Annotated in this window: 35 protein-coding genes; 18 read left to right on the forward strand and 17 right to left on the reverse strand. The window is 69.4% G+C overall.

Features of this window, described 5'->3' with window-relative positions; genetic code table 11:
• Positions 1-10: 10 nt before the first annotated feature.
• From VF632_RS24625 to VF632_RS24700, 16 genes are all read right to left on the reverse strand, one after another.
• On the reverse strand, positions 11-346 hold the full coding sequence (locus VF632_RS24625; protein ID WP_331025598.1) for a hypothetical protein: 336 nt from the start codon (positions 344-346) through the stop codon (positions 11-13).
• Between the two features lie 15 nt (positions 347-361).
• Complete coding sequence (locus VF632_RS24630) at positions 362-724, reverse strand: hypothetical protein (RefSeq protein ID WP_331025599.1); 363 nt, start codon at positions 722-724, stop codon at positions 362-364.
• On the reverse strand, positions 721-1,077 hold the full coding sequence (locus tag VF632_RS24635; protein WP_331025600.1) for a hypothetical protein: 357 nt from the start codon (positions 1,075-1,077) through the stop codon (positions 721-723). Before VF632_RS24635 ends, VF632_RS24630 begins: the two co-directional genes overlap by 4 nt.
• Positions 1,070-1,276 (reverse strand): hypothetical protein, encoded by a 207-nt coding sequence (locus tag VF632_RS24640; protein WP_331025601.1) that lies wholly within the window; start codon positions 1,274-1,276, stop codon positions 1,070-1,072. The genes VF632_RS24635 and VF632_RS24640 overlap by 8 nt, the downstream gene beginning before the upstream one ends.
• Positions 1,277-1,410: 134 nt before the next feature.
• Entirely contained in the window at positions 1,411-1,710 is a 300-nt protein-coding gene (locus tag VF632_RS24645; RefSeq protein ID WP_331025602.1) for a hypothetical protein, read from the reverse strand.
• 59 nt (positions 1,711-1,769) lie between these two features.
• Complete coding sequence (locus VF632_RS24650) at positions 1,770-2,465, reverse strand: hypothetical protein (RefSeq protein WP_331025603.1); 696 nt, start codon at positions 2,463-2,465, stop codon at positions 1,770-1,772.
• On the reverse strand, positions 2,465-2,842 hold the full coding sequence (locus VF632_RS24655) for a hypothetical protein (protein WP_331025604.1): 378 nt from the start codon (positions 2,840-2,842) through the stop codon (positions 2,465-2,467). The genes VF632_RS24650 and VF632_RS24655 overlap by 1 nt, the downstream gene beginning before the upstream one ends.
• A 55-nt stretch (positions 2,843-2,897) precedes the next feature.
• Positions 2,898-3,125, reverse strand: coding sequence for a hypothetical protein (locus tag VF632_RS24660; protein ID WP_331025605.1), 228 nt, complete (start codon positions 3,123-3,125; stop codon positions 2,898-2,900).
• A gap of 65 nt (positions 3,126-3,190) precedes the next feature.
• Complete coding sequence (locus VF632_RS24665) at positions 3,191-4,264, reverse strand: hypothetical protein (protein ID WP_331025606.1); 1,074 nt, start codon at positions 4,262-4,264, stop codon at positions 3,191-3,193.
• The gene (locus VF632_RS24670) at positions 4,264-4,602 is read right to left on the reverse strand and encodes a hypothetical protein (protein ID WP_331025607.1); all 339 of its coding nucleotides are present in this window, start codon (positions 4,600-4,602) and stop codon (positions 4,264-4,266) included. The genes VF632_RS24665 and VF632_RS24670 overlap by 1 nt, the downstream gene beginning before the upstream one ends.
• A complete protein-coding gene (locus VF632_RS24675; protein ID WP_331025608.1) occupies positions 4,602-4,823 on the reverse strand; it encodes a hypothetical protein in 222 nt (73 codons plus the stop codon). Before VF632_RS24675 ends, VF632_RS24670 begins: the two co-directional genes overlap by 1 nt.
• A complete protein-coding gene (locus VF632_RS24680) occupies positions 4,823-5,440 on the reverse strand; it encodes an isochorismatase family protein (protein ID WP_331025609.1) in 618 nt (205 codons plus the stop codon). The genes VF632_RS24675 and VF632_RS24680 overlap by 1 nt, the downstream gene beginning before the upstream one ends.
• Positions 5,441-5,449: 9 nt before the next feature.
• A complete protein-coding gene (locus tag VF632_RS24685; protein WP_331025610.1) occupies positions 5,450-5,581 on the reverse strand; it encodes a hypothetical protein in 132 nt (43 codons plus the stop codon).
• Between the two features lie 30 nt (positions 5,582-5,611).
• On the reverse strand, positions 5,612-5,992 hold the full coding sequence (locus VF632_RS24690) for a hypothetical protein (protein ID WP_331025611.1): 381 nt from the start codon (positions 5,990-5,992) through the stop codon (positions 5,612-5,614).
• Positions 5,989-6,129, reverse strand: coding sequence for a hypothetical protein (locus VF632_RS24695; protein ID WP_331025612.1), 141 nt, complete (start codon positions 6,127-6,129; stop codon positions 5,989-5,991). Before VF632_RS24695 ends, VF632_RS24690 begins: the two co-directional genes overlap by 4 nt.
• Positions 6,129-6,467, reverse strand: a complete 339-nt coding sequence (locus VF632_RS24700; protein ID WP_331025613.1) for a hypothetical protein — start codon at positions 6,465-6,467, stop codon at positions 6,129-6,131. The genes VF632_RS24695 and VF632_RS24700 overlap by 1 nt, the downstream gene beginning before the upstream one ends.
• 71 nt (positions 6,468-6,538) lie before the next feature.
• Here VF632_RS24700 and VF632_RS24705 point away from each other — a divergent pair, with 71 nt between their 5' ends.
• The 8 genes from VF632_RS24705 (at position 6,539) to VF632_RS24740 (ending at position 11,173) form a co-directional block, all read left to right on the forward strand.
• Complete coding sequence (locus VF632_RS24705) at positions 6,539-6,781, forward strand: hypothetical protein (RefSeq protein ID WP_331025614.1); 243 nt, start codon at positions 6,539-6,541, stop codon at positions 6,779-6,781.
• Positions 6,782-6,817: 36 nt separating this feature from the next.
• On the forward strand, positions 6,818-7,207 hold the full coding sequence (locus tag VF632_RS24710) for a hypothetical protein (protein WP_331025615.1): 390 nt from the start codon (positions 6,818-6,820) through the stop codon (positions 7,205-7,207).
• On the forward strand, positions 7,191-7,493 hold the full coding sequence (locus VF632_RS24715) for a hypothetical protein (RefSeq protein WP_331025616.1): 303 nt from the start codon (positions 7,191-7,193) through the stop codon (positions 7,491-7,493). The genes VF632_RS24710 and VF632_RS24715 overlap by 17 nt, the downstream gene beginning before the upstream one ends.
• A 68-nt stretch (positions 7,494-7,561) precedes the next feature.
• Positions 7,562-7,831 (forward strand): DUF7681 family protein, encoded by a 270-nt coding sequence (locus VF632_RS24720; RefSeq protein ID WP_331025617.1) that lies wholly within the window; start codon positions 7,562-7,564, stop codon positions 7,829-7,831.
• 64 nt (positions 7,832-7,895) lie between these two features.
• Positions 7,896-9,548 carry a Kelch repeat-containing protein gene (locus VF632_RS24725; RefSeq protein WP_331025618.1) on the forward strand — a complete coding sequence of 551 codons (1,653 nt, stop codon included), beginning with the start codon at positions 7,896-7,898 and terminating at the stop codon, positions 9,546-9,548.
• Between the two features lie 5 nt (positions 9,549-9,553).
• The gene (locus tag VF632_RS24730; RefSeq protein WP_331025619.1) at positions 9,554-10,012 is read left to right on the forward strand and encodes a hypothetical protein; all 459 of its coding nucleotides are present in this window, start codon (positions 9,554-9,556) and stop codon (positions 10,010-10,012) included.
• 7 nt (positions 10,013-10,019) lie between these two features.
• Complete coding sequence (locus VF632_RS24735) at positions 10,020-10,358, forward strand: hypothetical protein (RefSeq protein ID WP_331025620.1); 339 nt, start codon at positions 10,020-10,022, stop codon at positions 10,356-10,358.
• Positions 10,355-11,173: an N-acetylmuramoyl-L-alanine amidase gene (locus VF632_RS24740; RefSeq protein ID WP_331025621.1), complete on the forward strand. Its 819-nt coding sequence runs from the start codon at positions 10,355-10,357 to the stop codon at positions 11,171-11,173. The genes VF632_RS24735 and VF632_RS24740 overlap by 4 nt, the downstream gene beginning before the upstream one ends.
• A 120-nt stretch (positions 11,174-11,293) precedes the next feature.
• Here VF632_RS24740 and VF632_RS24745 read toward each other — a convergent pair whose 3' ends face one another.
• Entirely contained in the window at positions 11,294-11,464 is a 171-nt protein-coding gene (locus VF632_RS24745; protein WP_331025622.1) for a hypothetical protein, read from the reverse strand.
• Between the two features lie 158 nt (positions 11,465-11,622).
• On the opposite strand from VF632_RS24745, the gene VF632_RS24750 reads away from it, so the two are divergent.
• From VF632_RS24750 to VF632_RS24795, 10 genes are all read left to right on the forward strand, one after another.
• Complete coding sequence (locus VF632_RS24750; RefSeq protein ID WP_331025623.1) at positions 11,623-11,775, forward strand: hypothetical protein; 153 nt, start codon at positions 11,623-11,625, stop codon at positions 11,773-11,775.
• Positions 11,776-11,839: 64 nt separating this feature from the next.
• Positions 11,840-12,112 (forward strand): hypothetical protein, encoded by a 273-nt coding sequence (locus VF632_RS24755; RefSeq protein ID WP_331025624.1) that lies wholly within the window; start codon positions 11,840-11,842, stop codon positions 12,110-12,112.
• Between the two features lie 80 nt (positions 12,113-12,192).
• A complete protein-coding gene (locus VF632_RS24760; RefSeq protein ID WP_331025625.1) occupies positions 12,193-13,800 on the forward strand; it encodes a terminase large subunit domain-containing protein in 1,608 nt (535 codons plus the stop codon).
• On the forward strand, positions 13,797-14,585 hold the full coding sequence (locus tag VF632_RS24765; protein ID WP_331025626.1) for a hypothetical protein: 789 nt from the start codon (positions 13,797-13,799) through the stop codon (positions 14,583-14,585). Before VF632_RS24760 ends, VF632_RS24765 begins: the two co-directional genes overlap by 4 nt.
• A 69-nt stretch (positions 14,586-14,654) precedes the next feature.
• On the forward strand, positions 14,655-14,831 hold the full coding sequence (locus VF632_RS24770) for a hypothetical protein (RefSeq protein WP_331025627.1): 177 nt from the start codon (positions 14,655-14,657) through the stop codon (positions 14,829-14,831).
• The gene (locus VF632_RS24775) at positions 14,831-15,145 is read left to right on the forward strand and encodes a hypothetical protein (protein ID WP_331025628.1); all 315 of its coding nucleotides are present in this window, start codon (positions 14,831-14,833) and stop codon (positions 15,143-15,145) included. The genes VF632_RS24770 and VF632_RS24775 overlap by 1 nt, the downstream gene beginning before the upstream one ends.
• On the forward strand, positions 15,145-15,603 hold the full coding sequence (locus tag VF632_RS24780) for a hypothetical protein (RefSeq protein ID WP_331025629.1): 459 nt from the start codon (positions 15,145-15,147) through the stop codon (positions 15,601-15,603). The genes VF632_RS24775 and VF632_RS24780 overlap by 1 nt, the downstream gene beginning before the upstream one ends.
• Positions 15,600-15,791: a zinc finger domain-containing protein gene (locus VF632_RS24785; protein WP_331025630.1), complete on the forward strand. Its 192-nt coding sequence runs from the start codon at positions 15,600-15,602 to the stop codon at positions 15,789-15,791. The genes VF632_RS24780 and VF632_RS24785 overlap by 4 nt, the downstream gene beginning before the upstream one ends.
• Entirely contained in the window at positions 15,788-16,153 is a 366-nt protein-coding gene (locus VF632_RS24790) for a DUF1360 domain-containing protein (protein ID WP_331025631.1), read from the forward strand. Before VF632_RS24785 ends, VF632_RS24790 begins: the two co-directional genes overlap by 4 nt.
• The gene (locus VF632_RS24795; protein ID WP_331025632.1) at positions 16,150-16,536 is read left to right on the forward strand and encodes a hypothetical protein; all 387 of its coding nucleotides are present in this window, start codon (positions 16,150-16,152) and stop codon (positions 16,534-16,536) included. The genes VF632_RS24790 and VF632_RS24795 overlap by 4 nt, the downstream gene beginning before the upstream one ends.
• Positions 16,537-16,566 lie beyond the last annotated feature (30 nt).

Below are 16,566 nucleotides of genomic sequence, written 5' to 3' on the forward strand. Positions count from 1 at the left end.
GCCTGCGGGGTCAGACCGCCGGGACCCACTCCTCCAGCAGCTCCGCCAGCCAGCCGGGCATCTGGTCCACCGGCCGGTCTCCGGGTCCCCGGTGCCGGACCAGGTCCCCCAGGTAGCGGATCGGCGTCTGGCCGCCCCCGGCGGTCCCGGTCCGCACGGCGTTGCCGTGCCGGTCGGCGAAGATGACCCAGGACAGCCGCCAGGCCCCCGTCCCCTCGGCACGCCACCACTGGGCGGTGACCTCCCTGACCGGCAGCCCGCCGGTCACCGTGCGGGGCAGCTCCCAGTTCCCCTCCGGCTCCAGCCGGATCTCCCGGGTGACCTGCTCCAGCACGAGGTGGCTCATGCCTTCCAGGGTCGCTCACGCGCTCTGCTGCCTCTCGCTGAGCACCGGCACGTCCCGGTTGAGCTGCCGGGCGCGCTGCCGCCGGATGGCCTCCTCGCGGAGGTCCGTCTTGTCCGTGGGGTCGATGACGGTGAAACCCGGGACCTTCGTGTAGTGCCGGTTGTCCAGCTCGAAGGTCCCCGGCTCGACGTAGTCGGTGCGGACCTTCGGGCACGACGTGCAGCGCAGCTTCACCACCCAGACCTCCCGGCCGACCGGTGAGAACCGGTTGACAGGGCCCTGCTCCCAGCTGTGCCCGTAGGCCTTGCAGCGCAGGACGCCGTCGGAGAGGTCCGTGACCGACTGGACGTAGTACTTGCTCCGTGCGGTCCGGCTCATCCGGGCACGTCCATGCCCAGCGCCGCCCGCAGCTCGGCCACTCCGACCACGGGCACCTGGTCCGTGCTGACCTCCCGGACCAGTGCCTCGACCCGGGCCAGCTTGAACTCGGACTCCTCGGCGCGGTCGATGTGGCCGTCCCGCTGGTTGACAAGGTCCCGGACGCCGCGCAGGCCCAGCGGGTAGTCGATCCCGGCTGCGTGGAGGATCTGGTTCAGCGCCTCCTCCCGCTCCTCCCGCGCCTCGGCCATCGCACCGGCGATGTCGGCGATGTCCAGGGAGTGCCCCAGGGCCCGCTGCGTCTGCACCAGGTCCCGGGCGCGGTTCTCCTCGGCTGCGGTGGGCTCAGCCACCCGGGGCCTCCTCCACCTTGGCCGCGCAGGTCACGCAGGACCGTGCGATGACCGAGCCCCCGGGGCCGTCGGGCCCCTGGGGCTGGCCGCACAGGGCGGTGCCCTTCTGCTTCGGGTCCGGGATGTGCAGGCCGCCGTCCAGGCCCTGGACCCAGCGGGCCAGCTCGGCGGGCTCGGGGGCACGGTGCTTGCCGCCCATCAGATGCTCGTGTCAGGTGTGTGCGTCATGCCGTGACTATGGCAGATGCTGTCAACTGTGTCAACGAGACATGCGAAAGGCCCGCTCCCCGGGGTCAGGGGGAAGCGGGCCTTCGGTGAGCGTAGATGCTCAGGTCAGGGCTGCGTGCGCAGCCACTCGGCGAATCCCTCGGTGTCGCCGTCCCAGCTGCCCAGGCCGAAGCTCAGGCTGGGCTTGTCACCGATCAGGCGGCCGGTCGGGGTGATCACGACGAAGTCCCGGTCGGTGGCGATCATCTGGGCGGTGACCTCGGCGGCGGGAACCTCGCGCCGCTGGAACGGGCCGTTGAGGTAGGCCAGGGCCTCCTCGGTGGTGTTCGCCCCGGCGGCGATGGCGCGGGCCATCAGGTCGTCGTCGGTGGTCAGGTCGGCTGCGGTGTAGCTCGTCTGCGTCATGGAGAAAGTAAAGCACCCCGTGTCAACAGTGTCAACACGGGGTGCTTCGGCGTGGCGTGTCAGCCCTCGATGGCCTCGACGGTCTCGCCCTCCAGGACCGGCAGCTCCAGCAGGCCGCTGGCCTGACCGGCCTCCAGGCCCAGGTGCGCGGCGTGCTGGGAGACCATCGCCTCGATGTCGGCGCGGGCCTTCTGCACGACGTTCTCGGTGTCCTCGCGCAGCACCTTGGAGGCGTAGCCGACGTTGGCCTCGGCGTTCTCCAGCGCGAAGTGCAGGTCGCGCAGCGCGTCGTTGCGCACCTTGGCCGGGGCCTTGTCCTTCAGCGCCTGCTCGTAGGTGGCCATCGCCTTCTTGGCCCGGCCGAACATCCGCTCGGCCGCGCCCTTGACCGCGTCCATCGACTTGGCCAGCCGGGGTGCGAAGGGCAGCTCGGGGAGCTGACCCTGGCCACGCACCCAGCGCAGCGTGGCCGGGACGCCGGAGGTGTTCATCGAGGACACGAAGCTGGCCCACTGGGCCTCGCTCAGCTCGACCTCGATCAGCTGCTTGCTGCCGCCGTGGATCCAGTCGTGGTTGTTCTCCCGCTTGCGGGTGGCTGCCTCGATCGTGATCCGGATGGTGGTGCCGTGCTTGATGTCGGAGTCGAACAGCACCACGCCGGGGGTGCTGGTGACCCGGGCAGCCCGGATCATCCCGAAGGCTGGGTGCTCCTCCGCGCCGTACTGGTTGACAGTGGGCTCGACGGTCTCGCGCATCAGTTGATCACCCCGGCCGCGCGCAGCTCGGTGCGCAGGTCGCGGACATCGTCGCTGGCGTGGTTGGCCAGCAGGTAGCCGTCCTCCAGGGTCTTCAGGTAGCTGTTCTGCCGCTCCCGGGCCCGCTCCACGGTCAACTCCATGTCCTCGGTCAGCTGCTGCCGCTGCCCGGTGCTCAGGACCGTGTAGCCCAGCTGAGCGGCCAGGTCCTTCAGCAGCTGCTCGGCGGAGGCCCGCAGGGTCAGGACGGTCATGTCCGGATCGCCCAGCGTGCCTTCCAGCTTCAGCTGGAAGGTCTCGGCCGGGGTGCCCGCGTAGGCGGTGGAGACGAAGATCGTCTCGGCGGCGATGGTGGGAGTGGTGCTGGTCTGCGTCATGGGAGAAGTATGCACCCTGATGTCAACAGTGTCAACAACCTTCGTGCGTGTTGTGTCAACCGGTGACGGGCGGCAGCACCAGGAACAGCAGGCCGACCAGCACGAGGGTGGCGGCGATGACCGCCAGGAAGATCCAGCCGCGACGGACCAGCTCCTGCTCGGCCTTGCTCGGCGGGACCGGGGGCTTGCGGGTCTGGGCCGGGATGAGCGATGTCCGGGGAGCCGCCTGGGGCGCTGGCCGGACGGCGGGCGGGGGAACGGGTGGGAGGGAGTGTCGGGGCACGGTCTCTCAACACAGCGAAGACCCGCACCCATCCTTCGGGTGCGGGTCCTCGGCGTGTCAACTGCTCAACGGTGGAGTGCGTACACCTTGTCGGTCACGACCAGCGGCTTGTCCTTCGGGCCCTTCACGAACGGCGCGATCCAGATCCGGGCCCGGTAGACACCGGGACCCATCTCCTGCGCCAGCGGGTGGTTGGGCCCGCAGGCCTGCCAGCGCCAGAAGCCACGGACCACCCAGCGGTGCGACCACTCCACCAGGGACTCGCCCTCGGACTTCTTGCTCTCGCGGTTGCGCAGCTGGATGACCGTGACCCGGTCCGGGATCCCGGCCCGCCCAGCCCGCTTGCGCCGGGACCTGTCAACCGGGGCGTCGGAGGTGTCGGTGATGGTCTGGCCCAGCAGCAGCCAGAAGGCGTGCATCAGGCGCATCGGGTTCGTGTACTGGTGCGGCACGTCCCCCTCGGCCAGGATCTCCGCCCGCTTGGCCTCGTCCGGTTCCACGGCGGCCGGACCCAGGCGGGTCTGGTCGTAGGCGGTCTCCGCCCCGATGAAGCCCCAGCGGCCCAGCAGCCGGTCCAGTGCCTCCACCTCGCCGGGACCCGGCGGGTTGCCGCTGCTGTCCACCGAGGTGGGCAGCAGCCGGTAGATGTCGTCGGGCTCCTCGCGGTGGTCGTTGAACAGGTAGATCACCGTGGCCTCGAAAGGCTCGCCCTTGTCGTGCCGGGGCTCGGCGTAGTTGGCCAGCACCGGCACCCAGACCGCCCAGCTGACCAGCATCTTCCGGCCGCGCACGTCGTAGAACGGCAGACCGCCCTCGAACCGGGCGATGCCCGATCGGGTCGGCATGATCGTCCGGTCGATCCGGTCCAGGTCGTCCAGCTGGCTGGCCGCGTACTGCACGACCGTGCCCATCTCCGCGCTGACGTGGTAGGCCTCGGCCTTCGGCAGCGTGATCCGCAGGGCCTCGACCACGGCGGCCGACTGGGACTGGATCAGAGACTTCGGGGTGGCCTGCTTCAGCGGGTTGAACGGGGCCTTCAGGTCCAGGCTGACCTGGTGCCGCCAGGCCCGGCGGATGACCGGGTTCTCCAGCCGGACCATCAGGTCGGCCTTGTGGTCCAGCACCTCGGGAGCACGCATCAGCTCTCCACCACCTTCGCGGCCTTGGCCAGTTCCTCGGACTCGGTCAGGGGCAGTCCGCGCCCGAAGTCGTGCAGCACCTCCACGACACCGCTCCGCCGGGACGTGCACTCCAGGGAGCGGCTACCGGTCCGGGCGTAGCGCCAGCCCGGGGACTCCCAGCGGGAGTTGACGTACCGGCGGCCGGGCGTGCGCCGTTCGCGGGTGAGCAGCGCCCGCTCCACCGTGCCGATCGTCTCGCCGTCCAGGCGGACCTGGTAGCGCGGCAGCTTGATCGGCTCGCGCTTGTGTACGGCATCGCGGGTGCTGGTCAGCACCAGCTCCACGGTGTGGTCCATCAGCGGGTCTCCTCCCAGTTCGTGACGGTGCGGCTCTCGACCAGCACCCGGTGGACGCTGGACCCGTAGACCCGGTGGTTGATCCCCCAGCCGTGCGTGCGGGCGGCGTCCTCGGTCGGGAACGGGCCGTTCGGGTGTGCTGCGACCCGCCGCTGCGCAGGCTGACGGCAGTACGTGCACGGGTCCTCCGTGCACTCGATGACCGCCTGGAACTCCTCCATCAGAGGAAGTCCGTCGTGATGATCCGAGCGCCCATCCGCTGCATGTCGTCCAGCGCCACCTTCGTGGTGCCCTCCGCGACCCCGGCGGTCAGGTTCTTGATCACCCGGACCTCGGCCAGGCCCGACAGCTGGAGGGCGTCCAGCGTGGACTGGTAGACGCAGTAGTCGGTGGCCAGGCCGACCACGTCCATGCTGGTCACGTTGTAGCGGCCCAGGTTCCAGCTCATCGGCTGGCGGGTCAGCGCGCCCTCACCCTGGAAGGCCGAGTAGTCCGGCCGACCCATGCCCTTGACGATCTCGACCCACCGGCCCAGGCGGCCGGACAGGGTCGGGATCAGGTCGGGGTGGTAGTCCGCCCCGGCGGTGTTCCGCACGCAGTGCACCGGCCACGTGTGGACGTAGTCGGGGTCCTCACCCTCGGGGGCGAAGTGCCCGCCGTTGGTGTCCGGCAGGGCGTTGTGCACGTCCCGGCTGGCGAACACCATCGGGTAGAGCCCCGGGCGGGTGTCCAGCAGCTGGGCGATCCCAGCGGCGACGGCGTTGCCGCCCTCGACGGCGAGTGCGCCGCCCTCACAGAAGTCTCGCTGCACGTCCACGATCAGCAGTGCTCGGGCCATCTCGGTCTCCTAGTTGCTCAGGGCCCGCAGGCGTCGTGCCTGGAGCCGCCACATCAGCAGCGCGGTACGGATCTGGCCCATCTGCGGGGCGGTTGCCTCGGTCTGGAAGATCCCGTTCTGCGTCATGGGGAAAGTATGCACTCTAGTGTCAACAGTGTCAACGAACTAGAGCTAGGGCGTGTCGGTCACGACGTACTCGGGGCCCGTGACCCAGCGCTTGGCCATCCGCAGCGCCCGGCCGGGGTACTGCGGGCGGAGCCGGTTCCAGTGCCGGTTGGCCTCGAACTGGTCGCTGGTCCAGCGGTAGGCGGGGATCCAGTCCCCGGCTGAGTTCAGGTACTCCACGCGGTACTCGGCCGCGAAGCTGGAGGTGTCCAGCAGCCGCATCGTGTTGGCGGCCACCACGAACTCGGCCGCGTTCCGGGCGGCCAGGCGCGGATCGCCCAGGAAGCTGGCCACCGGTTCGTCGTCCTGCGGGTTGCCGGTGCCCGCGCCCTCGTAGACGTGCTCGGGCCGGTGCGTGCCGACCCGGAAGACCCCGGACGCGGTCACGAGATGCCCGCTGCCACGGTGAAGATCAGTCCGGCCGTGCAGAGCCCGAGGTAGAACGCCTGATGGGAGGACTGCGGACGGCGGGCGAAGATGCCCATCAGGATCAGGAAGGAGATCGCCAGGAGAACGGTGGGCATCAGACACCCACCAGCACGCCGGGCTGGCCCTCGATGACCACCCGGAAGGACTGGACCTGCTCGGTGCGGACGCGCTTGATCTGGCTGTAGCGGGCCTCGGGGCCCTCCCAGGCGGTGTACTGCTCCCACCGGCCGCCGGTCCGCCACTCGATGCACGAGCGGCCAGCGGGCTCGGCCTCCACGATCAGGGGCGTGCCGTCCTCGTCCAGGGCGGTGAAGGCGCGCTGCTCGGCCCACTGCTCGGCCTGCCAGCGGAAGCGGGTCTCGAAGGTGGTCCACGGGTCGGACAGGCGGTCCTTGCCCAGGACACGGAACACGGTGGTTCGGGTCTGCGTCATGCCCTCACTCTAGTTGACAATGTTGAGCTGCGCAAGACATACATCCGTGTGTCAACATGGAAGGCATGAGCATGAAGAACGGAGACGCAGCCATCGCCGTCGAGTGGGCGGCCAAGGGCTGGGTCGCCTACATCAACGAGATGACCGCTGGACTCCCTGCAACTCACCCGGTCGATCTGCGGATCCGGGCCGCTGCCGAGTACGCCGGGTTCGGGAAGCTGCCGACCTGGCTGGAGGACGCCGTCCGCGTGCGGCTGTCCGCCCAGCGCGGTGAGGCCCTGGTGCGCCAGCTGGGGGCCCGGCGGGCCGGGTGAACAACTGGTTGACACGGAATCTGCGACACTCGCGCCATGACCGATCCCGATCCCGACAAGGACCCCGCCGACATCCCGCCGCACCTGGCCGAGCCGCCGATGGCGGAGATGGTGCCCCGGCCCATCGAGGTCTCGCCGATCCACTTCCGGGCGCACGGCCGGTGCTACGCCGCCTTCGTCGTGGACGTGATCAGCGAGGACCCGATGTCCCCGGAGTTCCTGGTGGACGCCGTCGTCTTCGCACCGCGCGATCGTGCGCGCAAGGACCGGTTCAGCAACGCCAGCAAGCTGCCGGGCTCGGTCCGGTGGGCGAACAACCTGCACTACGCGCTGCCCGCCGCCGACGGGACCTGGCAGGACACGACCTGGCACTACCCGGGCCGCCAGTGCCTGCCGGAGGTGGTGCTCCGTGGCGCAGACGCCTGAGCCCCTGGAGGGGCTGATCGTGGAGCCCCCGGCCGGTCCCACGGTCATGCGCAAGGCCCACCAGGACGCCATGCGCAAGACCAGCGCGATGGTGAAGGCGCACCTGAAGGATCCGGAGGAGGTCGAGGACTTCGTCCGGGCGACCGTGCTCAGCTACCTGGCCGAGTGGTCGGTGATCTACACGCAGGGCGCTCGGGAGGCGGCGGAGACCACCTCCCGGGTGATCCTCCAGATCCGCCAGGACACGGTCCAGCAGATGACCGACGAGCTGCGGCCGAAGGACTGAGCTGCGTGCCCCGGCCGTGGAGCCGAACTTGACCGGCCGGGGCGCGCTCAGTCTGCCAGGATGCCCGCATGGCCTTGGGCATCCAGGAGATCGTCCGGCGCATGGGGTTCCACCCGGCGACCGTGACCACCATCCCGATCTTCGAGGAGAACAGGCACCAGGCCATCGAGTTCGCGCTGTACCTGGACGAGACCCTGCCCGACGGCCGGGACAAGTCCCTGGCGCTGACCGCCCTCCAGGAGTGCCTGATGTGGGCGAACGCGGCGGTGGCCTGCGTCAGCCCGCTGGAGGACAAGCACCTGCCCCATGACCTGCCGCCCGGCGAGCACCTGGGGTAAGCCCAGCACGACCCGGTAGCTTATGGGTGATCAGCCCGTTGCCCCGCGTTATCTGGAGGACCGAGTGGGTGCCACTCCCGGCCTTGGCTTGACCTGGCCCGAGATGACCGATCCGGCAGACGGGCCAGATGCCTTCTCGGATCTCGCCGGTCAGGTCGAGAGCTACGTGCTCAACCGCACCCCGGTCACCGGTGTCAACCACTACCCGATCCACGACTGGGGCTCGGGCAACGTCCTGCCCGAGAACGCCCGGGTCGGGGACACCTTCTGGCACACCGGGCTGAAGTGCCGCCTCTGGAACGGCGGATCGACCACCGTCGGGACGGTCACGACGCCGATCTGGCACCAGGCCACGCTGGCCCGGGTAGCCGACCGCGCCGCGCGCCTGGTCATCTCGGCGAGCTACCCGACGGTCATCTTCGGCGGCTACCAGGTCCAGCAGATTGACGATGGGTCGATCTGGAGCTGGTCCGGTACCGACTGGAAGGCCGTCGGAGCCGGAGCTGGCGGGGGCGGGGGCAGGCCGGTCCAGGAGACCCTGACCGTCCCCTACGCCTACGACGCTGGAGCCAACCAGTTCACCGGGCCGAACCCTCCACCGACCGGGGTCCAGCCAGCGATTCCGCCCTTCTCCACTGTCGCCCCTTCTGTGGGCGTCTACGACAACAAGATGTGGGTGTTCGGCAGCTCGAACACCTACACCAGTGGCGGCGTGACCGGCGGGCTCTGCGCGTACTACGACTTCGCGGCGAACACCTGGACGATGCGGCAGTCCATGCCGACGGTCCGTTACGGGATGGCCGGAGCGTGGAGTGGCGGGAAGTTCTACGCCATCGCTGGCTACAACGGGGCCAACCGGAACGATATGTACGACCCGGTCACCAACACCTGGCTGGCCAAGGCGTCGATACCAACCGCTGTCAACTACCCCGCCGTAGCAGAACTCGACGGCAAGATCTACGTCATCGGTGGCTCCACGAACACCAGCTACAGCGGTGCATCGAACCTCGTCCAGGTCTACGACACGGTGACCAACACCTGGGAGACCAGGGCGACGATGCCGACCCTCCGGAGTCGGTGCGCCGCCTTCGTCTACGGCGGCAAGATCTATGTGTTCGGCGGGCTGAGCAACGGATCGTCCACGCTTGGTGTGCTGGAGATGTACGACCCGGCCACCAACATCTGGGTGGGCAAGGCCGCAGGCCCGAGCACGTACATGCACAGCCTGCTGGTGCACACAGCGCCTGCGGGTGCACCGATCACCACGCCGATGGTCTATGTGTTCGGCGGTCCTGATTACCCGAACTACATCAGCACCTACAACCCGGTGACGAACATCTGGCAGAGCCTGGGATGGCTGGTCAGCACCTCCTATCTGTTCTCGGTCGCCACCAGTGGTCCTACGCAGCGCTACGTTCAGAACGGCGGAGCGGCCGTCTACGGCCAGCGGTTCTGGTTCATCGGTGGAGACGGCAACGCCCCTGGCAACGCCTTCTGGTGGTACCGGTGGTACGGCTGGAAGGCGAACCCGATCCGGACCCTGGATGGTCCGTCGATTCTTGCCATCATGGAGCCCAACATCACGCTCCGGAACAACCAGACCCTCTACGAGGGCTCGATCGTTGCCGGGATCCTCAACCAGACCATGACGCCCTACGGGGAGCGGATCCAGAACCGCGACATCGACGTGCTCAACATCGTCAACGCCGGAGGCTGACAGCTATGACCACGCCCACTGCCACCGACCCCACCGCGCCCACCGTGGCCGACGTGCGGAACGCGCTGGACTCCCTGTCCGACGAGCAGCGTCCCGACGGTGAGATCACCGACGCCCAGATCACCGCTGCGATCGAGGCGGTGGATCCGGCGGCGATCATCGCGGCCGAGGACGCTCATTGGACGGTGCAGCTCTGGGACCGCCGGTCGCCGATCAACGACGCCAAGGCCGAGCAGATCTTCGCCTCCCGGGACGACATCCCGGGGGTCGGGGATGTCGTGCTGGTGCTCCGGGACGACCAGGTCACCATGCTCCAGCCGCACCTGCCCAACGTCGCTGGCATCCAGCCGATCCCGGTTGGCCGAGGAGCTGCGGTGGGGGAGGAGCTGCGCCAGGAGCTGGCCCGGAACCGGGCGTCCGCCGAGGTCATCCAGGGGATCCTCACGCACTTCGGCGTGAGCTGAGCCGTTCGTGATCGAGCACTCGCGCACGCTGGCTCCCGGCTGGACCGAGGAGCAGCTGGAGCTGACCGAGGCGCACGTCCGGGAGCACCTGGCGTCGATTGCCGACGCCGACGACGACCCGAGCACCCAGGCCGAGGACGTGCGGTTGACGCGGCGGCGGGAGGAGGACGGCGGGCTGACCATCGTCGGCTACCTCGATGCCGAGCCGAACGCCCCGTACCTCCAGCCCGGGTACGACCCGGACGCCGAGGCCCGTCCCGACTGGTTGACATGGACCCCGGCGGACCAGCCGGACTGGGATCCGCACGCCGCTGACCCGGCCGAGCCCGAGGAGCCCTCGAAGTGAGCCTGGTCTTCGCCCGCGCCCTGGCGGAGTTCATGTCCGCGCACGGCGTCCAGGTCACCTGGGAGCCCGGCGCGGAAGTGCGGGGCAACGGCCAGGTGTCGGCCTACCAGGGCGTCTCGGTCCACCACACGGCGACGGCGTCCTCCACGAAGTCCCCCGGGGTGCTCACCGCCGGGCGGCCGGACCTCTCCGCCCCGCTGTGCAACTCATCGGGCCCCTCGGACGGCCGGTTCCACATCGTGGCGGTCAACCCGGCCAACCACGCCGGTGCCTCTGGTGGCTGGGACACCGCGCCGCTGCCGAAGACCGGGCTGTTCAACAAGCTCATGTGGGGCCACGAGACGGTCTACGAGGGCACGAAGCCCATGAACGACGCCCAGTACCGGACCGCCACGATCCTCGGTGCCGGTGTCTGCCGTCTGCTCGGCCACGACTACGACCCGCGCTGGGTGAAGTTCCACCAGGGCACTTCCGTCACCGGCAAATGGGACCCGGGCTACGCCTCGGGGAAGACCTACGACATCAACGAGTTCCGCTCCAAGGTGCTCATCGTGATGAAGGGCCAGGCTCCGGCCCCGGTCCAGATCAAGACTTCGGAGGACGACACGATGTACATCAGCTGCGCCAAGAAGAACGTCACCGCCATCTACTCCGGCGGCATCCTCACCGGGCTGGCATCGGCGGGGGAGATCAAGAGCATGGAGGGCGAGGTGGCCGCTGGCCGCGCTGCCCGGCAGTGGGTCGAGGACTTCACCTTCGACGCCCTGGACCGCCGGTCCAAGCTGCTCACCGGAGAGATCAAGCCCTCCACCTGATCGAGGGAAGCGCCTCGTTCGGCGAGGTGGCACACTGAGTCACGTCGGACGGCCGCTGCGTTGCGACTCGGGCCCCCCAACTGCGTCTGTAGGGGGGCCCGACCCATGTCCAGGCCCAGGTCAGCGCACCGGGGACGGCTGGGTCAGGCGCAGCTTCAGCAGCGGCTCCCGCTCCGTCCGGTGCCGGATGATCCGCTCCCCGGTCGCCACGTCCGTCACATCGACTCCGTCGGGGATGATCAGTGCCAGGCCGACCACGACACCGTGCTGCTGACTCCGAGGCAGTCTCATTCGTTCCCCCTGCGAGTGTGGATCCTGTTGACAATCAAGATTATTCTTACCGCATGACTGAGTCTCAACCAACTAGGCCCGCCGTGCCACCGACGCCGAAGACCCGTCCGGCCCCAGGCACGGCGGTGGTCCGGCGAGGCTCCGAGGACACCGGCGTCGTGGTCGAGACCGACGACTGGTACGACACCCTGCGGATCCGGGGGAAGGCGCTCAGCACGCAGGTGCTGGTCGAGTGGGAGCGCGGCGAGAATCCGGTCCGGCTCTGGGAACTGCTCTCTGACCTGGACTTTCCCGCAGATACCAAGTCGTGATGATGACGCTGGCCTGATCCTGGGTACCGGAACTCCGGGGGACGGATCAGCGTCAGGGGATCAGGTGCCAGAGCACGTCCGGATCAACGTCCACGACATCACACCGCGCACCGCGCCGCCCTACATCCGCGTCACGCACGCCGAGCGCATGGGCCCCGACGTGCTGTCAGGCTCCGGGAGCCTGCTGCTGGTCGGCCCGCTGGGCGTGAACTACTACATCGAGCGGGCCGACAGCGACTCCGTCTACCTCCGCCGCTTCGACATGCCCTCCAGCACGGGTCACAAGTCGGTCACGATCAAGGATCGGGCGGGGGCCTGGAGCTTCATCCGGACCTAGAAGTCGGCGGGCAGCTGTGCGCTCAGGTAGTTCACGCCCGAAGGATCTGCACGCACGCTGCGTGCCAGTAGCCTGGCAGCGTGTCAACCGCTGATCTGTCCCTGGAGCAGATCGTCTCGCTGCTGTCCGAGGAGGAGCAGGAAGCGGTCCTCACCGACATGGAGCTGGACGAGCTGCCCTGGGACTGGGGCTGGACCGGCCGCCCCAGCCAGATCCTCCCCGTCGAGCCGATCGGCCACGGCGAGGACTGGGAGCTGGCCCTGCTGAACGCCGGTCGTGGCTTCGGGAAGACCCGCGCCGGGGCCGAGTACATCCGGGACGTGGACAAGAAGTGGTCCACCCTGCACCGGGACCCCGGCCAGCAGCTGCGTGTGGCCCTGCTCGGCCGCACGGCCGGGGACGTGCGCGACACCATCCTGAACGGCCCCTCCGGCCTGCTGCGGATCTACCCGCCGTCGGAGCTGGACAAGGTCGAGTGGATCTCCAGCCAGCGCCGTGTCAACCTCCCGGGCGGCGGCTTCGCGCTGTGCTTCTCGGCCGAGGAGCCCGACCAGCTCCGTGGCCCGGCGTTCCACGTCGGCTGGGGCGACGAGCTGGCGGCATACAAGCAGGTCAAGGGCGAGGGTGAGTTGGACGCCTGGACCAACCTCCGGATCGCCGTCCGTCTCGGGATGCTGCCCCAGGTCATCGCCACGACCACGCCGAAGCGGGTCAAGATCCTGCGTGAGCTGATCGCCGAGATCAAGGAGAACCCGGGGTCGATGCTGCTGCGCACCGGCAAGACCACGGACAACATCCACCTGGCCCAGTCCTACCTCCAGACCCTGTTCAACCTCTACGGCGGTACCACGCTGGGGGCTCAGGAGCTGGACGGCCTGATGCTGGACGAGGTCAAGGGTGCGACCGTCTCGATGAAGGTCATCGAGGACAACCGGGTCACCGCCGTGCCGCACCAGCGCCCCGGGACCAACTGGCTGCGCGTGGTCTCGGTGGACCCCTCGGTCGCCGAGAAGCCGAACGACGAGTGCGGCATCACGGTCATCTACGCCCCGGCCACGATGCCGATCCTCCAGCGCCACGCCTACGTGGTGGACGACCTCTCGCTGAAGGGCTCCCCGACGGTCTGGGCGGACGTGGTGGTCCGCGCCGCGATCAAGCACCGCGCCACCATCGTGGTGGAGAACAACCAGGGCGGCGGCCTGGTCCGGCGGCTGATCAAGGAGCGCGCGTCGGCCATGAACGTGGCACCGCCGCCGATCCGCGATGTCTGGTCCTCCCGCTCCAAGGCCGTCCGCGCGGAGCCGATCGGGGCCGCCTACGAGCGCGGCCGGGTGCACCACCTGAACACCCTGGTCGAGCTGGAGGACCAGCTGTCGGCCTGGACGCCGGAGGACCGGGGCTACTCCCCTGACCGCCTGGACGCCGTCGTGCACGGCCTGTCCGCGCTGCTGTTCCCCGAGTCGATGACCAAGGGCGGCGGGATTTCCGGAGCTGCCCAGTCGCACTCGCCGGTCGGCGTGCAGATCCCCCGGGTCGGGTCGGCCATCGCCCGCCGGAGCGGCCTGCGGATCGACACCTCCCGCGCCGTCCAGCGCACGTCCGCCTTCCGCTCCGGTGCCCCGGGCATGGGAGCGCCCCGCCGGACGCTGCCCGCCCGCCTCATCCCGCCAGGAGGCTCCAGCCAGTGACCGCCCCACCGCCTCCCACCGGTCCCCAGACGCCCCCTCAGCAGCCCGCCACGACCCAGCCAGCCGGGCTGGAGGCAGCCGCTACCGCCGCTGCCCAGGAGGAGGAGATCAGCGCTCTGGGCCCGGCGCTGGCTGCCTTCGTGGTCTCCGTGCTGGCCTTCGCCCGAGCAGGCGGCCGGGTGGCCGGGCTGCCGTCCACGATCGCCAAGAAGATCGGCTACGACGCGATCATCATCGCGGCGCTCACCGCCGTGGCCATGCGCGCGCTGGACCACCAGCGGACCTTCAGCGGTCCCCGCGCCGCCGAGGAGCTGTGGGAGCACAGCGACCAGGCCGTGGTGGCCGGGGTCGAGGCGGGGCTGGAGACGCTGGCCCAGGCGGCCAAGCACATCGCCCGCTCCGCGCGCGCCGACGAGGCCACCGGCGGATCCCCGGGGGTCTCCCTGCCGGGTGAGCCCTACGACCCCGACGCCGCTGAGCACGCCAAGAGCTACGCCGACCCCGAGCAGATCGCGCTGCCGGTCGTGCAGAGCACCCGGCACGCGGCCCAGCTGGCTGCCGCCGAGGCTGCGGGCTGGACCCGGAAGACCTGGGTGGACATGCACGACAACCGGGTGCGGGCCAGCCACGCCTTCCTCGGGTCGCCGAAGTACGAGTACCACGCGGTTCCGATTCTGGAGCCGTTCGTGACCATCGACGGCAACAAGCTCTGGTACCCCGGCGACACCTCCGCTCCCCCGCACGAGTGGATGCGCTGCCGCTGCTGGCTGAAGCTGACCAGGTAGGGACACATCTGGTTGACACGGACTGACAGACTGGCGATCGTGCCGCCCTCCCGTCGCTCTCAGCTGCTCATGTACTCCCGGCGTCTGCGCTACTGGCTCTGGCAGTTCAGCTGGTTCGGGATCTTCGCCGTGCTGTTCGGACTGCTGGCGGTCGGGCTGTCACTGCACGAAGCACCCATCGGCCAGGTCGTGGCGGCGGGCTTCGCCGCCGTCACGCTGGCCATCCTTTCGACCAAGGAGACCTGATGACCCAGATCGAGTTCACCGAGTCCGAGCCCACCGAGCCCGAGTTCGAGGTCCGCCGGGCGATGAAGAAGCCGGTGGAGATCCAGTCGGTCAAGGCCACCACCGACAACCTGCGCGAGATCGTGGAGTGGATCGAGGGGAACAACCACGCCGCCGTCCTCGGTGAGGGCCAGCTGATCATCCAGACGCTGGAGGGCCCGTTCACCGTGCGCCCCGGCGACTACGTCATGCGCGGCATCCGAGGGGAGTTCTACCGGTGCGACGCAGAGATCTACTCGGAGAGCTACGACGATCTGGGCCCGGCCGAGTCCTGATGGCCGCCATCTCTGACGTGTTCGCCGAGGCCCTGACCAAGGTGATCACCGACCGGCTGAGGCCCGAGCAGGCCAGCCGCCTGGCCGCTCTGGTGGCTGCGCGCGGTGCGCGTCCGAACACCGATGCCTCGGACCAGATCCAGCTGGCGCACTTCATCCTCACGGGCAGCGGGGACATGCCTTCAATCGAGGAGCTTCAGCGTCTGGAGGCCCTGGAGTTCTCCAGGCGAGGCACGGACGAGAGCTACACCGTCGAGCTGGGCGGCCAGCACTTCACGAAGGCCCAGTGGGAGGCCGTCCAGGTCTACGCCCAGGGCACGACCGCCGAGACAGCGCCGCTGGCCGAGGTGGCGATCGAGGAGCACCCCGACGATCCCGGTCCGGCGGCTCCGCCGGACTTCGATGCCGTCCCGCCCGCGCCCCGCGCCGGTGAGGGGTGGCAGGGTCACGCCCCGTGAGCCTGTTCCCCTTCCGGTGTTCGGCCTGCGGGACCGTCCACTACATCAACCGGGCGCTGGCCGTGGAGTGCCCGGTGGAGGCCTGCAAGGCCAAGGTCGGCCAGCCCTGCCGGGATCTCCGGACCAAGGAGGAGGCGGGGAAGACCCGGCTCCAGCCGCACCCCGAGCGAGAGGCGCTGCTGCCATGACGTTCCGCCGCAAGGGTGGGGGTGTCCCCGCTGCAAGCGTGGGGGTCACCCCGCTGCAAGCACTGACCCTCGGGCTGGCCACGGCCCGGTTGACACAGCTGGTGGTGGACGACGAGATCACCGAGCCGGGCCGGAAGGCCGTCCGCCGGGCCTACCAGGCTGCCGCACCCGGCTCCCAGCGAGAGACAGCGCTGGACTTGGCGGACACCGTGCTCAACTGCCACGCCTGCTCATCGGTCTGGGCCGGTGGCGCGGTCGTGACAGCCGAGCTGACCGGGGTGGGACGCTTCCTGGTGCGGGTGCTGGCGCTGAGCCAGGCTGCCCTGGCCGTGAAGGCCGTGATCGAGAGGATCGACCGATGACCGCCAGCATCACCCTGATCGCCGACATCTACCCGGCGTCGATCATCGACGGCCGGACCGGTGCCCGGCCCGAGGGCGTCCCGGCCAAGGCCAAGATCCGGGTCATCCTGGCCACCACCGAGATCAAGGTGGCCTGGGCCGCGCCGGGCGGCGGGGTCGAGAGCCTGACCATCCCGCTGACCTTCGAGGAGACGGCCGAGGCCGACCACAACGGCGGCACCGTCGGGACCTACGAGATCAAGCGCGCGGGCGGGTGTTCGTGCGACAAGATGCTGAAGCGCTGGAACCCCTACGCCGGGCAGCCGACAGCCCAGGTCGTTCGGTCCACGCCCAGCTCACGGACGGAGTCCTGGGGTCTGCCCCAGAAGTACAAGCGGCTCTGAGTCCAGGCCTTGTCAACCGCACCCGGTGAC

Origin of the sequence: Longimicrobium sp., assembly GCF_036388275.1 — a bacterium.
In the GTDB taxonomy this organism is placed as follows: Bacteria; Gemmatimonadota; Gemmatimonadetes; order Longimicrobiales; family Longimicrobiaceae; genus Longimicrobium.

Bases quoted from the DNA above. Each gene is read 5' to 3' on its own strand.
- VF632_RS24770 (WP_331025627.1), top strand. From the start codon at position 14,655: ATGTACTCCCGGCGTCTGCGCTACTGGCTCTGGCAGTTCAGCTGGTTC.
- VF632_RS24650 (WP_331025603.1), bottom strand. From the start codon at position 2,465: ATGCGCGAGACCGTCGAGCCCACTGTCAACCAGTACGGCGCGGAGGAG.
- VF632_RS24730 (WP_331025619.1), top strand. From the start codon at position 9,554: ATGACCACGCCCACTGCCACCGACCCCACCGCGCCCACCGTGGCCGAC.
- VF632_RS24640 (WP_331025601.1), bottom strand. From the start codon at position 1,276: ATGGGCGGCAAGCACCGTGCCCCCGAGCCCGCCGAGCTGGCCCGCTGG.
- VF632_RS24645 (WP_331025602.1), bottom strand. From the start codon at position 1,710: ATGACGCAGACGAGCTACACCGCAGCCGACCTGACCACCGACGACGAC.
- VF632_RS24775 (WP_331025628.1), top strand. From the start codon at position 14,831: ATGACCCAGATCGAGTTCACCGAGTCCGAGCCCACCGAGCCCGAGTTC.
- VF632_RS24720 (WP_331025617.1), top strand. From the start codon at position 7,562: ATGGCCTTGGGCATCCAGGAGATCGTCCGGCGCATGGGGTTCCACCCG.
- VF632_RS24670 (WP_331025607.1), bottom strand. From the start codon at position 4,602: ATGGACCACACCGTGGAGCTGGTGCTGACCAGCACCCGCGATGCCGTA.
- VF632_RS24675 (WP_331025608.1), bottom strand. From the start codon at position 4,823: ATGGAGGAGTTCCAGGCGGTCATCGAGTGCACGGAGGACCCGTGCACG.
- VF632_RS24695 (WP_331025612.1), bottom strand. From the start codon at position 6,129: ATGCCCACCGTTCTCCTGGCGATCTCCTTCCTGATCCTGATGGGCATC.
- VF632_RS24780 (WP_331025629.1), top strand. From the start codon at position 15,145: ATGGCCGCCATCTCTGACGTGTTCGCCGAGGCCCTGACCAAGGTGATC.
- VF632_RS24705 (WP_331025614.1), top strand. From the start codon at position 6,539: ATGAAGAACGGAGACGCAGCCATCGCCGTCGAGTGGGCGGCCAAGGGC.
- VF632_RS24700 (WP_331025613.1), bottom strand. From the start codon at position 6,467: ATGACGCAGACCCGAACCACCGTGTTCCGTGTCCTGGGCAAGGACCGC.
- VF632_RS24710 (WP_331025615.1), top strand. From the start codon at position 6,818: ATGACCGATCCCGATCCCGACAAGGACCCCGCCGACATCCCGCCGCAC.
- VF632_RS24795 (WP_331025632.1), top strand. From the start codon at position 16,150: ATGACCGCCAGCATCACCCTGATCGCCGACATCTACCCGGCGTCGATC.
- VF632_RS24625 (WP_331025598.1), bottom strand. From the start codon at position 346: ATGAGCCACCTCGTGCTGGAGCAGGTCACCCGGGAGATCCGGCTGGAG.
- VF632_RS24665 (WP_331025606.1), bottom strand. From the start codon at position 4,264: ATGCGTGCTCCCGAGGTGCTGGACCACAAGGCCGACCTGATGGTCCGG.
- VF632_RS24680 (WP_331025609.1), bottom strand. From the start codon at position 5,440: ATGGCCCGAGCACTGCTGATCGTGGACGTGCAGCGAGACTTCTGTGAG.
- VF632_RS24630 (WP_331025599.1), bottom strand. From the start codon at position 724: ATGAGCCGGACCGCACGGAGCAAGTACTACGTCCAGTCGGTCACGGAC.
- VF632_RS24790 (WP_331025631.1), top strand. From the start codon at position 15,788: ATGACGTTCCGCCGCAAGGGTGGGGGTGTCCCCGCTGCAAGCGTGGGG.
- VF632_RS24745 (WP_331025622.1), bottom strand. From the start codon at position 11,464: ATGAGACTGCCTCGGAGTCAGCAGCACGGTGTCGTGGTCGGCCTGGCA.
- VF632_RS24655 (WP_331025604.1), bottom strand. From the start codon at position 2,842: ATGACGCAGACCAGCACCACTCCCACCATCGCCGCCGAGACGATCTTC.